Annotated in this window: 14 protein-coding genes; 8 read left to right on the forward strand and 6 right to left on the reverse strand. The window is 73.3% G+C overall.

Annotated elements, in window-relative coordinates; genetic code table 11:
* Position 1: 1 nt before the first annotated feature.
* Genes egtC through egtE form a run of 3 tightly spaced genes read left to right on the forward strand, consistent with a single transcriptional unit; the run spans position 2 to position 2,961 of the window.
* A complete protein-coding gene (gene egtC, locus ACFMQL_RS25840) occupies positions 2–709 on the forward strand; it encodes an ergothioneine biosynthesis protein EgtC (protein ID WP_378787421.1) in 708 nt (235 codons plus the stop codon).
* A gap of 19 nt (positions 710–728) precedes the next feature.
* On the forward strand, positions 729–1,709 hold the full coding sequence (egtD, locus tag ACFMQL_RS25845) for an L-histidine N(alpha)-methyltransferase (RefSeq protein WP_364055993.1): 981 nt from the start codon (positions 729–731) through the stop codon (positions 1,707–1,709).
* A gap of 52 nt (positions 1,710–1,761) precedes the next feature.
* Positions 1,762–2,961, forward strand: a complete 1,200-nt coding sequence (gene egtE, locus ACFMQL_RS25850) for an ergothioneine biosynthesis PLP-dependent enzyme EgtE (RefSeq protein WP_378787423.1) — start codon at positions 1,762–1,764, stop codon at positions 2,959–2,961.
* 171 nt (positions 2,962–3,132) lie between these two features.
* On the opposite strand, the gene ACFMQL_RS25855 is transcribed toward egtE, so the two are convergent.
* The gene (locus ACFMQL_RS25855; RefSeq protein WP_378787425.1) at positions 3,133–4,593 is read right to left on the reverse strand and encodes a carboxylesterase/lipase family protein; all 1,461 of its coding nucleotides are present in this window, start codon (positions 4,591–4,593) and stop codon (positions 3,133–3,135) included.
* A gap of 203 nt (positions 4,594–4,796) precedes the next feature.
* Between ACFMQL_RS25855 and ACFMQL_RS25860 the strand changes: the two genes are divergently transcribed.
* The 3 genes from ACFMQL_RS25860 to ACFMQL_RS25870 are packed head-to-tail and all read left to right on the forward strand — an operon-like array spanning position 4,797 to position 7,443.
* Positions 4,797–6,101, forward strand: a complete 1,305-nt coding sequence (locus ACFMQL_RS25860; protein WP_378787427.1) for an OFA family MFS transporter — start codon at positions 4,797–4,799, stop codon at positions 6,099–6,101.
* The gene (locus tag ACFMQL_RS25865) at positions 6,098–6,262 is read left to right on the forward strand and encodes a hypothetical protein (protein WP_364055983.1); all 165 of its coding nucleotides are present in this window, start codon (positions 6,098–6,100) and stop codon (positions 6,260–6,262) included. The genes ACFMQL_RS25860 and ACFMQL_RS25865 overlap by 4 nt, the downstream gene beginning before the upstream one ends.
* An 8-nt stretch (positions 6,263–6,270) precedes the next feature.
* Positions 6,271–7,443: an FRG domain-containing protein gene (locus tag ACFMQL_RS25870; RefSeq protein ID WP_378787429.1), complete on the forward strand. Its 1,173-nt coding sequence runs from the start codon at positions 6,271–6,273 to the stop codon at positions 7,441–7,443.
* A gap of 7 nt (positions 7,444–7,450) precedes the next feature.
* Here ACFMQL_RS25870 and ACFMQL_RS25875 read toward each other — a convergent pair whose 3' ends face one another.
* Positions 7,451–7,798 carry an STAS domain-containing protein gene (locus ACFMQL_RS25875; protein ID WP_364055977.1) on the reverse strand — a complete coding sequence of 116 codons (348 nt, stop codon included), beginning with the start codon at positions 7,796–7,798 and terminating at the stop codon, positions 7,451–7,453.
* Between the two features lie 226 nt (positions 7,799–8,024).
* Between ACFMQL_RS25875 and ACFMQL_RS25880 the strand changes: the two genes are divergently transcribed.
* Positions 8,025–8,789, forward strand: coding sequence for a phosphotransferase (locus ACFMQL_RS25880; protein WP_364055974.1), 765 nt, complete (start codon positions 8,025–8,027; stop codon positions 8,787–8,789).
* Between the two features lie 7 nt (positions 8,790–8,796).
* Here the strand turns inward: ACFMQL_RS25880 and ACFMQL_RS25885 are convergent, their stop codons facing one another.
* The 4 genes from ACFMQL_RS25885 to ACFMQL_RS25900 form a co-directional block, all read right to left on the reverse strand.
* Entirely contained in the window at positions 8,797–9,423 is a 627-nt protein-coding gene (locus tag ACFMQL_RS25885; RefSeq protein WP_364055971.1) for a hypothetical protein, read from the reverse strand.
* Between the two features lie 76 nt (positions 9,424–9,499).
* The gene (locus ACFMQL_RS25890; protein WP_364055968.1) at positions 9,500–10,192 is read right to left on the reverse strand and encodes a molybdopterin cofactor-binding domain-containing protein; all 693 of its coding nucleotides are present in this window, start codon (positions 10,190–10,192) and stop codon (positions 9,500–9,502) included.
* Positions 10,177–10,572, reverse strand: coding sequence for a hypothetical protein (locus ACFMQL_RS25895; RefSeq protein WP_364055965.1), 396 nt, complete (start codon positions 10,570–10,572; stop codon positions 10,177–10,179). Before ACFMQL_RS25895 ends, ACFMQL_RS25890 begins: the two co-directional genes overlap by 16 nt.
* A 58-nt stretch (positions 10,573–10,630) precedes the next feature.
* Entirely contained in the window at positions 10,631–11,113 is a 483-nt protein-coding gene (locus ACFMQL_RS25900) for a hypothetical protein (protein WP_364055962.1), read from the reverse strand.
* Positions 11,114–11,306: 193 nt separating this feature from the next.
* On the opposite strand from ACFMQL_RS25900, the gene ACFMQL_RS25905 reads away from it, so the two are divergent.
* A complete protein-coding gene (locus ACFMQL_RS25905) occupies positions 11,307–12,980 on the forward strand; it encodes a metallophosphoesterase family protein (RefSeq protein ID WP_364055959.1) in 1,674 nt (557 codons plus the stop codon).
* Positions 12,981–13,222: the final 242 nt, after the last annotated feature.

A 13,222-nucleotide genomic window follows, 5' to 3' on the forward strand; every position in this document is an offset into this window, starting at 1 on the left:
GGTGTGCCGCCACGCCGCCTGGCTGGGCGCCGCACGGACGCTCGCCTCGCTCATCCACGAGCCGCCGTACGGGCTGCTCGTCCAGTCGTACGCGCCGCGCCGCCAGCGGCACGGCCTGATCAACGCCGACGGCTACGGGATGGGCTGGTACGACCCGGCCCGTCCCGAGCCCGTCCGCTACCGGCGGTCCGTGCCCATGTGGACCGACGCCAACCTGCCGGCGCTCGCCGAGATCGCCCGCTCGACCTGCCTGCTCGCGGCCGTCCGCTCGGCCACCGTGGGCATGCCGGTCGAGGAGAGCGCCACCGCGCCGTTCGCCGACGGCGCCTGGCTGCTCAGCCACAACGGCAGGGTCGACCGCGACGCGGTCAAGGACCTCGCCGACGGTGCCGAGAGCACCTGCGACTCCGCCTGGCTCGCCGCCGCCGTGTTCCAGCGCGGCCGGGCCGGTGCGGAGCTCGGCGAGGCATTGGCCGACGTCGTCGTACGGGCCGGGGAGAAGGACCCCGCCGCCCGGCTCAACCTGCTCGCCTGCGACGGCGCGTCGATCGCCGCGACCGTCTGGGGCGACACCCTGTTCCATCACCGACACCACGACGGCGTGCTGGTGGCCAGCGAGCCGCTCGACGACTCGCCCGGCTGGCGGGCCGTGCCCGACCGCGCTCTGCTGACCGTCTCCGGCGAGGACGTCACGATCCAGCCGTTGTGATCCCACTTCAGGAGGCCTCGTGCCCGCCATCCAGTCAACCGTCCGCCTGATCAACCATCTCGACCGCGACTACCTGCGCCAGGCGCTGGAAACCGACGTCAGGACCGGGCTGACGGCCACGCCCAAGTGGTTGCCGCCCAAGTGGTTCTACGACGCCGCGGGCAGCGAGCTGTTCTCGCAGATCACCCGGCTGCCCGAGTACTACCCGACCCGGCGCGAGCTTTCGATCCTGCGGGCGCGGGCCAAGGACCTCGCCGCCGCCGGCCGCGCCGACACGCTGGTCGAGCTGGGCTCGGGCACCAGCGAGAAGACCGTGCTGCTGCTCGACGCGCTGGCCGCCGCCGGCACGCTGCACGGCTACACGCCGGTGGACGTGGACGCGGTGACGCTGGAGAGCGCCGCGCACCGGCTGGCCGCCCGCTATCCGGGGCTGGCCGTCCAGGCGGTGTGCGCCGACTTCGAGCGGCATCTTGCGCTGCTGCCCCGCGACGGGCGGCGCATGGTCGCCTTCCTCGGCGGCACGATCGGCAATCTCGAACCGGCGGCGCGGGCCGCGTTCCTCGCCGGGCTGCGCGAGACGCTGCGGCCGGGGGAGACGTTTCTGCTGGGCGCCGACCTGGTGAAGGACACCGCGCGGCTGGTGGCGGCGTACGACGACGCGGCCGGGGTGACGGCCGAGTTCAACAGGAACGTGCTGCACGTCATCAACCGGGAGCTGGACGCCGACTTCGAGCCCGAGGCGTTCGCGCACGTCGCCCGGTACGACGAGGAGCGGGACTGGATCGAGATGCGGCTGCGCGCCTCGCGCCCGATGCGGGTGCGGGTCGGCGGGCTCGGCCTGGCCGTGGATTTCGCAGAAGGGGAGGAGATGCGTACGGAGATCAGCGCCAAGTTCCGGCTGGACGGGCTGCGGGGGGAGCTGGAGTCGGCCGGGTTCACCCCGCTGCGCGTCCACACCGACCCGTCCGGCGACTTCGCCCTGCTGCTGGCCGGGGTATGACGGCCGGGCCGGTCGTGAAGTCGCGTCCTGCCCCTGTCAGGAAGGCGCGGGGATGGTGACGGCACGGCCCGTGGGGGAGACGCGCCCCGAGCCCGTCGGGGCGGTCGGGGAGGCTTGGCGGGCGGCGCGGAGCGTGCTGCCCGCCGGGCACCTGGACGCGGCCGGCTGCAACGTGCCCAGCGACCGGGTGCTCGACGCGATGGCCGCCCACCTGGCGCTGGAGCGCGAGCGCGGCGCCTACGGCGCCGTACCCGACCTCACCGAGGCCCGGCGGGCCCTGGCCGCGCTGGCCGGGGCGGAACCGCAGGACGTGGCGTTCCTGGAGAGCGGAACGGCGGCGATGGCGGCCCTGCTGGGCGGCTGGCGGCTCGGCCCCGGCACGCGGGTGGGGCGGGCCCGCACCGAGTACGGCAGCACGGTCATGCTGCTGCACCGCCTGGCCGAGCGGAACGGCTGGCGGCTCGTGGACCTGCCGGTCGGCGGTGACACCAGGATCGACCCCGACGGCCTGCGCCGGGCGCTGGAGGCCGGGCTGGACCTGGTGGTGCTCTCCCACATCGCCTCGCACCGGGGCGTCGTGCAGCCGGTGGCCGAGCTGGGCGCGCTCTGCCGGGACTTCGGGGTGCCGCTGGTGCTGGACGTCTGCCAGTCGCTCGGGCACGTGGACGTGCGCGGGGCCGGGGCCACCGCGTACGTGGGGACGTCCAGGAAGTGGCTCGCGGGCCCGCGCGGCGTCGGCGTCCTCATCGTCCCCGGCCTGACCCCCGCTGTGAACGCCGCCATGGACGCCCCCGCGCCCACGCTCAGCGGCCACACCTGGGAGGACCCGGCACAGGATCCGCGGCCCGTGCCGGGGGCCGCCCGCTACGAGAGCTCGGAGGGCGTCATCGCGGCCCGCGCCGGGCTCGGCGTCGCCGTGCTCGAACACCACGCGCTCGGCCCCGCCGCCGTCCACGCGCACCTGGCCGGGCTGGGGCGGCTGGCCCGCGAGCTGCTCGACGGGGCCGGCGGCTGGCGGGTGTGCGAACCTCTGGACGAGCCGTCCGCCCTGGTGACGCTTCTGCCGCCGCCGCACGACACCGTGGAACGCGCCGCCGCCCGCGCTCACGCGGCGAACCTGCTGGTGGGCGTCGTGCCCACCGCCCGCGCCCCGCTCGACCTGCGTGAGCCGGTCCTGCGCATCTCCCCGGCCCCTGGCACCCCTCCGGAGACCCTGGAAACCCTCGCCAAGCTCCTCTCCACCCCCTCCTGACCCGCGCCTCCTCGCCTTCCTGGCTTGTACGGGACGCCGCCGGCGCGCCGCAGGCGAAGCTCCCGCCGTTGAGGACGCGCGCGGACGGCGCAAGGGGAGCCATCGCCCCCCTGAGGACGCGCGCGGACGGCGCAAGGGAGCCACCGGCCCTGAGGACGCGCGCGAAGGCCCTCAGGCGGTGAGCAGGGGCAGCGTTCCGAAGACGTGGCCGGACCACAGGCGGCGCGAGGTCTCCTCCGGGTAAGGCACGACCGCGGGCTCGACGTCGAAGAGCCGCGTCAGACGGCGCTCGGGGTCGTAGGGGGCCCACCCGGGCCCCTCGCCGCGCGCGAACGCCGTCCACGCCCGCCGGAAGTCCCGTGAGACGGCCTCAGCCTCCTCAGGGGCGGGATCGCCGAGGAAGAACCGGCCCACCCCGCTGTCCAGGGTTCCGAGCACCAGCGGCACGTCCAGCGCGTGGCAGGCGCCGAGCGCGCCGCCGTGCGCGGGGGCCGCCCAGGTCAGCTCGTACGCGTACGTCCTGCCGCCCCCCGCGGCGTGCGCCTCGGCCAGGCGCAGGCTCGGCATGCGGAACAGCCAGTCGGAGCGCACCAGCTCGGCCAGCTCCGCCGCGGACGCCCCGGGGAAGGCGGCGCGGTACGGCACTCCCGGCGCGAACGCCTCCAGCAGCGCATCGGCCGGCTCGCCCGGCGCGTCGTGGGTGTAGAGGCGGTACTCGTCGCGGTTGTGGCCGGCGATCAGCTCGACGTCGCGGGCGGCCCCGGCGGACAGCGCGGACCAGGGGTCGCCGGGCAGCACCTCGCCGTCCACGACGGGAGCGAACGGGGTGGGAAGGTGCGCGACGGGCCCCCAGCGGGCCTCGTACGCGGTCATCCCGGCCGCCAGCGCGTCCGCCGCGCCCACCAGGCGCTCGGGGCCGACGGGCGCGAGCGCCTCGGCGGCGGGCGGCAGGCCGAGCTCGCCGGAGAGCGCGGCGGCGATGTCGGTGGCGAGCGGCACCGAGAAGTACGTGCCGGGCACGCTCTGCGCGATCGCCCGCCTGAACAGCCCGGCCGCGCGCGGCATCGCCATGAGCGCGGCGATCGACCCGGCGCCCGCCGACTCGCCGAACACCGTCACCCGGTCGGGATCGCCGCCGAACGCGGCCACGTTGTCCCGCACCCACTCCAGGGCGGCCACCTGGTCGAGCAGTCCCCGGTTGGCCGGCGCGCCCTCAAGGTGAGCGAACCCCTCGATCCCCACCCGGTAGTTGAACGTGACCACCACGACGCCTTCGGCGGCCAGCACCGCCCCGTCGTGGTGCGACTCGGCCGAGCTCCCGCCCCGGTACGCGCCGCCGTAGACGTAGACCATCACCGGCAGCCGGGCCGCCGGTGCGGGCGACCACACGTTCACCGTCAGGCAGCTCTCGGTGAGGGGCGCGGTGGCGCCCTGCTGTGACGGGTGCGGCCCGAACTCCGCGCAGTCGCGCACGCCGTCCCATGGCTCCACCGGCACGGGAGCGGCGAAGCGCAGGCCGCCGAGCGGCGCCCGTGCGTACGGGATGCCGCGAAAGACGGCCGCACCGCCCTCGAAGCGGCCCCGCACCCGTCCGCTCGTGATCGTGACCTGAGGCTCGCCCGTTTCCGCCATCCGCCATCCGTCCCTGTGCCCGTGCCCATCGGCCGTTCGCCGACAGGATCTGACCGTTCATCGTAAAGGTCGTACAACTTTTAAATACTGCATACCGTATGTGGTAACCCAGGTGGGTGGCAGACAGTACGAGGTCCGCGAGTCCGCAAGCTTTCCTCAGTCGTTCCCGTATTGTGGCGGCCCCCGCCTGGAGCCGGTGGCTCGTGCCGCCCGCGGCGCTCTCCGTCCACCTCGCCATCGGGCAGGCGTACGCGTGGAGCGTCTTCAAACCCCCACTGGAGTCGGCGCTCGGCCTCACCGGCACCCAGAGCGCGCTGCCCTTCCAGCTCGGCATCGTCATGCTCGGCCTGTCGGCCGCGTTCGGCGGCACGCTCGTCGAGCGCAACGGCCCCCGCTGGGCCATGTTCGTCTCGATGACCTGCTTCTCCTCCGGGTTCCTGCTGTCGGCGCTGGGCGTGATCACCCGGCAGTACTGGCTGGTCGTGCTCGGCTACGGCTTCGTCGGCGGCATCGGGCTCGGCATCGGCTACATCTCCCCGGTCTCCACGCTCATCAAATGGTTCCCCGACCGGCCCGGCATGGCCACCGGCATCGCGATCATGGGATTCGGCGGCGGCGCGCTCATCGCCTCCCCATGGTCGGCGCAGATGCTCTCCGCCTTCGGCACCGAGACGACCGGCATCGCCACGACGTTCCTGATCCACGGCATCGTGTACGCGGTCTTCATGTCGATGGGCGTGCTGCTCGTCCGCGTCCCGCCGGAGGGCTGGAAGCCCAGCAACCGGCAGCCGTCCACCGCGAAAGCGAGCCCGCTCATCACCACCGCCGACGTCTCCGCGCGCAACGCCATCCGCACCCCGCAGTTCTACCTGCTGTGGATCGTGCTGTGCTGCAACGTCACCGCCGGCATCGGCATCCTGGAGAAGGCCGCCCCCATGATCACGGACTTCTTCGCCGGCACCATGGCGGCCGTCGCGGCGGGCGCGGCGGCCGGGTTCGTCGCGCTGCTGTCGCTGGCCAACATGGCCGGCCGGTTCGTCTGGTCGTCCACCTCCGACCTGATCGGGCGCAAGAACATGTACCGGGTCTACCTGGGCGTCGGCGCGCTGCTCTACCTCGTCATCGCGCTGGCGGGCGACGTCTCCAAGCCGCTGTTCATCGTCTGCGCGCTCGGCGTCCTGTCCTTCTACGGCGGCGGTTTCTCCACCGTGCCCGCCTATCTGAAGGACCTGTTCGGCACGTTGGAGGTGGGCGCCATCCACGGCCGCCTGCTCACCGCCTGGTCCACCGCGGGCGTGCTCGGCCCGCTCATCGTCAACGCCATCGCCGACGCCCAGGAGAACGCCGGGCGCTCCGGCCCCGCCCTCTACACCACGTCCCTGTTCATCATGATCGGCCTGCTCGCGATCGGCTTCATCGCCAACGAGCTGATCAGGCCGGTCCACGAGAGATTCCACGAACGGCCCGCGCAGCGGCAGGAGCCCGCGGAGAAAGGACAGGCCGTATGACCACCGAATCCACCGCCGAGTCCGCTGATGGGCCCGCCGCCGAGCCTGCCGCCGAGCGGCGGACCTGGCTGATGATCCTGGCCTGGGTGTGGGTCGGGGTCCCCTTCGCCTACGGGGTGTATGAGCTGTTCCTCAAGCTCACCCAGCTCTTCTCCGGCTGACCCCGCGCGTGCGCCGCGTCCATGCTCACAGGGCGCGGCGCACCGCCGAGGCCACCATGGTCAGCCCGGCGTCGCCGGCGGGCAGCACCACGGCGGGCGGCAGACCCGACAGGTCGGCGGCGCGCGCCCGCGCTGTCGCCCGCCACCACGATCGGCAGGCCGGGCATCCGGCCGGCGGTGCACAGCAGCGCGGCGTACGCGTCGCGCGCCGCCACCGGATGGCGGTGCTCGGGAGCGCGCCCCGCTGTCCAGAAGGATCGTCTGGGCGCAGGGCAGGTGTGGAGGGCCTGAGCTGGGGCAACGCGATTGTGGTGAAAGTCGTCACGGTGTCGTCGTGGCGGGAGCTGGACGACGCGGTCGGGGAGGCCGGCCGGAGCGAGGGGTGCGGGCCTTCGCACTCGTCGCTGGTCTTCAGAGGGCTGGCGCGCAGCACGTACTCGCACATGTCGGGGCTCGCGCGGCTGCGCGGCAAGTACGCGGCGGTCGAATCCCACCTCGTACGAAATTTCCGTAAATATGCGCATCGGCAGGCGCCGGGTCCGACCGTCTGGGACTGGCTCGCGCTCGGCCAGCACCACGGACTGCCCACCCGCCTGCTCGACTGGACGTTCTCCCCGCTCGTCGCCCTGCACTTCGCCACCGCCACCTGGCCGGAGGACGACGGCGTGCTGCTGTCGGTGGACTGCGCAGCCGCGCACCGGCTGCTGCCCGAGCCGCTGCGCGCCCCGCTCGCCGCCGAGGGCGCGCTCGTGTTCACCACCGAACTGCTCGCCAGGGTCGCCCCCGCGCTCGACCGCTTCGACCGGCTCACCGAGGACGACCGGCCGTTCCTCGCCTTCTTCGAGCCGCCGTCGCTGGACGAACGGGTCGTCAACCAATCGTCGGTGCTGTCCGCGCTGTCGGACGTGACGTACCAGCTTGAGGACTGGCTGGCCGACCATCCCGACATGGGATGGCAGTGGGTGATCCCGGCCCCGGTCAAGGCCGAGATCCGGCAGCGGCTCGACCAGGCGAACATCACAGAACGCGTGCTGCTGCCCGGTCTCGACGGGCTGGCCGACTGGCTGCGGCGCTACTACTCGCCCGGCTCCATCGAGGACGGGCGCGGCGTGCAGGACAACGGGGCCTCGATGGCCGGCCTGGAGAACCGCCACGGCCAGAACGGCCGCATGGGCGGCTGACCTGCCTTCAGCGCCCGGCGGCGGCGTCCTGAAAGGCGAAGCGGCGGTCGAGGCCGGTCATCCGCATCAGCTTGCTCACCCGCGGCTGGAGCCCGCTCAGCCGCAGCCGCCCGCCGGCGGCCTCCACCGTGTTCGCGGCCCAGATCAGCGCGTTGAGCCCGGAGGAATCGCAGAAGTCCACCTCGTGCAGGTCGACGACGACGAGCGGCGGGCACAGGCACGACATCGCCTCCGACAGCCCGCTGCGGAACTCCTCCATCGAGGACAGGTCCAGGTCCCCGCAGGGACACAGGACGGCGGCGTCGTCACGTTGCGTGACCACCCAGGAGAAGCCGGTACGGCCGATGCTGCCCATTCCACGCCCTCCGCATCCCTACGGTTCGCCCCTCTTATCTTTGCATGGTGCAATCGCCCGCTACCGGTTTCGCGGCGAACGCGACACGAACATGTACAGCAGTGGCCATGGGTGCGGACGACGAGCCCGCACGCCGAGGACGATCCCGCCGTGGTGGTCGCCGCCGAACTGGCCGGGCCGAGGCCGCTTGTTGACGTGGCCCGCGCGGGCTGGCAATGTCCTCGACGTGGTACGACAGCGGCTCGACGGCGGCAACGACGGCGGCGCCGTGCGGATCGGCCACACCGTACGCCGCCAGGTGCGTCCCTGGACCCCGTACGTCCACGAGCTGCTGCGCCACCTCGAGCGCAAGGGCTTCGAGGGCGCGCCCCGCGTGCTCGGCATCGACGACGAGGGCCGCGAGATCCTCACCTACATCGAGGGCGAGACCATGGGCTCCGAGGTCGTGTGGCCCTGGTGGACCCGTACGGACGAGTCGCTCGTCCAGGTCGCCGAGTGGACGCGCGCCTACCACGAGGCGGTCGCCGACTTCGTGCCGTCGCCCGGCGCGCGCTGGCGGATGGGCGGCCGATGGGCGCCCGGCCTGATCATCGCCCACAACGACGCCAGCCCCTTCAACGCCGCCTGGCACGACGGCCGCATCACCGGCTTCTTCGACTGGGACTTCGCCGGCCCCGTCACCCCCGGCTCCGACGTCGCCTGGATGGCGCACGGCTGGGTGCCCCTGCACGCGCGCCGCACCGCCGAGCTGGAGGGCTTCACGAACTTCGAGGAGCGGCCCCGCCGGCTGCGGCTGTTCCTCGACACCTACGGCTGGACCGGCAGCACCGACACCGTCATCAGGGAGCTCCAGGCGCGCATGAGCGCCCGCGCGGCCCGCATCCGCCGCTACGGCGCCGGCGGCGAGGGCCTGTACGGGCGGCTGCTGCGCAGCGGCGTCGCCGACGACCTCGACCAGGCCGTACGCGAGCTGGAGGACTTCCCGCGCTGAGCGCCGGTCAGTCCGGCTCCGGCTGGTAGTCGCGCATGTAGCGGGCGACCTTGGTGGTGTAGGGGCGCCACTTGTCCGGGATGCCGTTCGCGCGTTTGAGCACCTGGACGCCGCTGCGATAGAGCGCGGCCAGCTTGAGCGCCGGATCGCCGGGCAGGTCCGACACCCGGGGGCCGAGCGTGCACAGGAAGCGGCCCATCGACGAGATCGACAGCTCGGGGCTGAGCGGCGGGCTGGGCTTGGGGCTCTGCAGGCCGCCGGGCTGCCAGTGCCACAGCACCTCGGGGGTCCAGCGGGCGATGCCGTACTCGTTGTTGCGCGGGTCGTCGAGGTTGGGGTCGAAGCCGGACTCGGCCTTCAGCATGGCGGCGATCAGGGCGGGGCTCAGGCCGGGCAGCTCGCAATGGCGTCCCGCCGCCACGATCATCTTGCGGTATTCGCGGGGGATGTCGGAGTCGGTACGCAGCCAGGCGGCGGTGCTGTCGTACTCGTCCTGCCGCCCCTCGGGCGTGCCGGCCGCCGAGCTCTGCGGGGCCGGCGTGGCCGGCGTGCGCTGCGGCGTGTCCGGGAGCGCGACGGCCAGCGTGACGATCGCCGCCGTCGCCACCACGGCACCGGCCGCGACCCCGGCCACCACCTTGCGCCGCCGCCCGCCGGGAATGTGCTCGGCGTCCTCGTCCTGGACGCGCTCGGGGCCCTCCGCAGCGCGCTCAGAGCACGTCCTCGATGCGGATGGGCAGGCGGCGCACGCGGCGGCCGGTGGCGTGGAAGACGGCGTTCGCGATGGCGGGGGCGACGCCGACCAGCGCCACCTCGCCGAGGTTCGTCACGCCCATCGGGTCGAGCGGGTGGCCGGGCTCGTCGATGAAGTCCACGTCGATCGTGCCGACGTCGGCGTCGACCGGGATCACGGAGTCGGCGAGGTCGTCGTCGACGAGGCCGCCGTAGCGGGGATCGGCCTCGCTGTGCTCGCGCAGCGCCGCGCCGATGCCCCACACCACGCCGCCGCGCACCTGGGACTCGGCGGCGACCGGGCCGGCCACCCGGCCGCCGTCGGCCACGCTGACCATCCGCGAGACCCGGATGCGCCGCGTCACCGGCTCCACCCTGACCTCGGTGAAGTGGGCGATGAAGCTGAAGGAGACGAAGCCGGGATACTCGGGTCCGACCGGCGCGACCAGGCCCCTGCGCATCCGGTCGGACGCCTCGGGCGGCTGCCCGGGCGCCCGGGTGACGGCCTCGGCCACCACCTCGTCGCCGCCGGTCCGCTTGACCGCCGCCGCCACGTCCACCGGGCCCTCGGGGTCGGCGCCGAGCCGTGCCCGCAGCTCGCGCAGCGCCGCGTGCACCGCGAGCAGCGCGCTGTCGGTGCCCCGCGCGCCCGCCGTCAGGTGGTGCGGCACGCCGCCAGGTGCCGGGACGAGAACGGCTTGCCCGTCACCGGGTCCGTGCGCGCGCCGTTGGCCAGGCGCAGCTCGACCGGGTCGCGCCCGGCGGCGACGGCCAGCTCGTCGATGGCCGACTCCAGCGCGAACGCGGCCGGATGCTCCCGCATGTGGCCGGGCGGCCCGAGCGGTCGGCGCCCAGCCGGACGCGGTGCCGGGTCTTCGGGTGGAAGCTCGCCGCGTGGAAGGTTGCCGGTGAGGAGCGGCCGCGGCGGCGCCTCCTCCTGGGAGACAGGCTCCGCGCCGTCCGCGCCAGGCTCCACGGCGAACGGAATCTCGTCGTGCTCGGCCCGTACGAGCGATGCCGCGTGCGCGGCGGCGACCGGCGTGTCGGCCACGACCAGCGCGATCGGCTGGTGCGCCGGGTGGGGCGATCAGCCCGGGAGCCCCGCGAGGTCATTTCGGCAGCACGGAACCCGCCAGGCGGCCCTCGGGCCGGTAGACCGCGCACATGACGTCACGATCGCCATCCGCCCACGTCTCCGCCGTCGGCATGATCGGGTAGTACGCCAGGTCTTCGCGTTCGCCGCCCCAGAAGCGGTCGAACCGCTCGCCGCAGCTCCGCCACGCGAACGCCGCCAGCCTCTCCCGGTCGTACGGGCCGTCGGGGACGTGCGCGAACCCGTACGACTGGTTGTCCGCGCCCTGCGCGCACGGCGTGTAGACCACAATCGGCTCGCCGGCGCGCACCGAGTACTCCGGATCGCTGAAGCACTCGCCCGCCTCGATCAGCAGGATGCCCGTCGTCTCCGCCGTGATGAACGTCTCCGTCTTGACCGTCGCCTGCGCCGGCGGCGGCACGAACAACGTCGCCAGCGCCAGCACGGCGGGCAGCAGGCTCCAGCGGCGCACCATCCGTCCCTCCACCCGTCCCTCCACCGGCCCGATCGTAGGAGGCGGCCGGGGAACGCCGGGCGAACGGCCGATGACCGGCGGCTTACCGATCGCGAATTCACCTGGCGGACCACTGCGCGACAGGAGATCGTCAGCGCGGTCTGGATGAATGCGCTCGCACCCGTCCGCCTTCGCGCGGGCGGGCCCGTACAGCCCCTCTCAGAGAGCGAAACGAGAAGTGAACGACCCCATCAAGCCGCGCAGGTCCTGGCCGCGCCAGGCGAAGCTGGCGGCGGCAGGCACCGCCGCGCTGCTCGCCGCCGGGTTAGCGTTCGGCCCCGCCGCCATCGGCGCGGCGGCACCGCCCGCCTACCCGGCCGCCGAGGCGCACAAGCCCAGCCCCATCCCCGACCGCATCATCCTCATCCCGACCACCACGCCCGCCACCAGCCAGCGCGTCTCGTGGCGGGCCGAGGCCGACGCCGACACCGCACAGGCCGAGATCCTGGAGGCGCCGCGCGCCCTCGGCCAGGTGCAGCCGCCGCCCGGGGCCGTCACCACGGTCAAGGCCATCGCGAGCACGCCGGTCAACACCACGCTCGGGTACGCATCGACGTACCACACGGTGGAGTTCACCGGCCTCAAGCCCGGCACCCGCTACACCTACCGCGTCGGCGACGGCACCAACTGGAGCCCCTGGACCGACTTCACCACCGCCGCCGAGGGCTTCGAGCCGTTCTCGTTCATCTACTACGGCGACGCCCAGAACTACCTCGACTCCGCCGTGCCGCGCGTCTTCCGCCAGGCGTTCGCCGACCGGCCCCAGGCCAAGGTCATCGTCAACGCCGGCGACCTCATCGACTCCGCCAACAGCGAAGAGCAGTGGGGTCAGTGGTTCCAGGCCGGCGGCTTCATCGACAGCCAGATCAACAACATCTCCATCCCCGGCAACCACGAGTACAGCGGCGGGCTGTCCGCGTTCTGGCGGCCGCAGTTCCCGTATCCGGACAACGGGCCCGGCGACCCCGAGCTGAAGCAGACCGTCTACAGCGTGGACTACCAGGGCGTGCGCTTCATCGGCCTGGACACCAACCACCAGAGCAACGCCACGCTCATGGCCGCCCAGACCGCCTGGCTCGAGGGCCTGCTCAAGGACAACCCGAACAAGTGGACCGTGGTGACCTTCCACCACCCCGTCTACTCCACCACCGGCACCCGCAACAACCCGAACGTCCGCGAGCAGTGGGCGCCGCTGTTCGAGAAGTACGGCGTGGACCTCGTGCTCCAGGGGCACGACCACTCGTACGGGCGCGGTAACCAGGTGGCCGCACGCAAGTCCGCCACCGTGCACAACGGCGTCGCGTACGTCGTGTCGGTCTCCGGCGGCAAGATGTACGCGCTCAACGGCGGCGAGAACTGGACCGGCAACGGCGCCGAAGTCCGCAGCACCAGCGAGAACACCCAGCTCTACCAGCTCATCGACGTCGCCGAGGACACCATCACGTTCGAGGCCCGCTACGCCGACGGCACCCACCACGACGGCTTCGTCATCCGCAAGAACCGCAAGGGCGAACGCACCGTCAACGACCTGCGCACCCCCGAGAACACCGTGGGCGAGCAGGTCACCGTCGACAAGACGTCGGTGCGCCGGCTGGAGCCGGTCAAGGTGTCGGCGTACGGGTACGACCCGGGCGAGCGGGTCGCCATCTGGTGGCGCGAGGCTGATTCCCGCCGCGGCGGCGGCCACGGCAAGGACGGCACGCTCCTCGGCCACGCCAAGGCCGACGAGCTGGGCCGCCTGTCGCAGACCGTCCGCGTCCCCGCGCCGGTGAAGCGGGGCGGCACGTACGTGGTGCACCTGGACAGCGACCACCAGAAGATCACCAGCCCGCCCATCACCGTCACCAGGTAACACCCTCGGCGCGGGCTCGCCCCCCAGCGCCCGTGCGGCTTCGGGCGCGCTGACGCCGCGACTCATCAGCGCGCCCGGAGCTTTCAGCGCCGCGTCCCAACCCCTCAGCACGCCGGCACCCCGGCGCCTCCGCTCCCCATCGGTTCGGAGCCGTAGCGCTGCCGCGCCTTCGCGCGTCAGGCCCCGTGCGCCGGCGTGCCGACGGTGTGAGGGCGTGCGAGCCGGCCGATCCCGAGCACGGG

Origin of the sequence: Nonomuraea fastidiosa, from assembly GCF_042751225.1 — a bacterium.
In the GTDB taxonomy this organism is placed as follows: domain Bacteria; phylum Actinomycetota; class Actinomycetes; order Streptosporangiales; family Streptosporangiaceae; genus Nonomuraea; species Nonomuraea fastidiosa.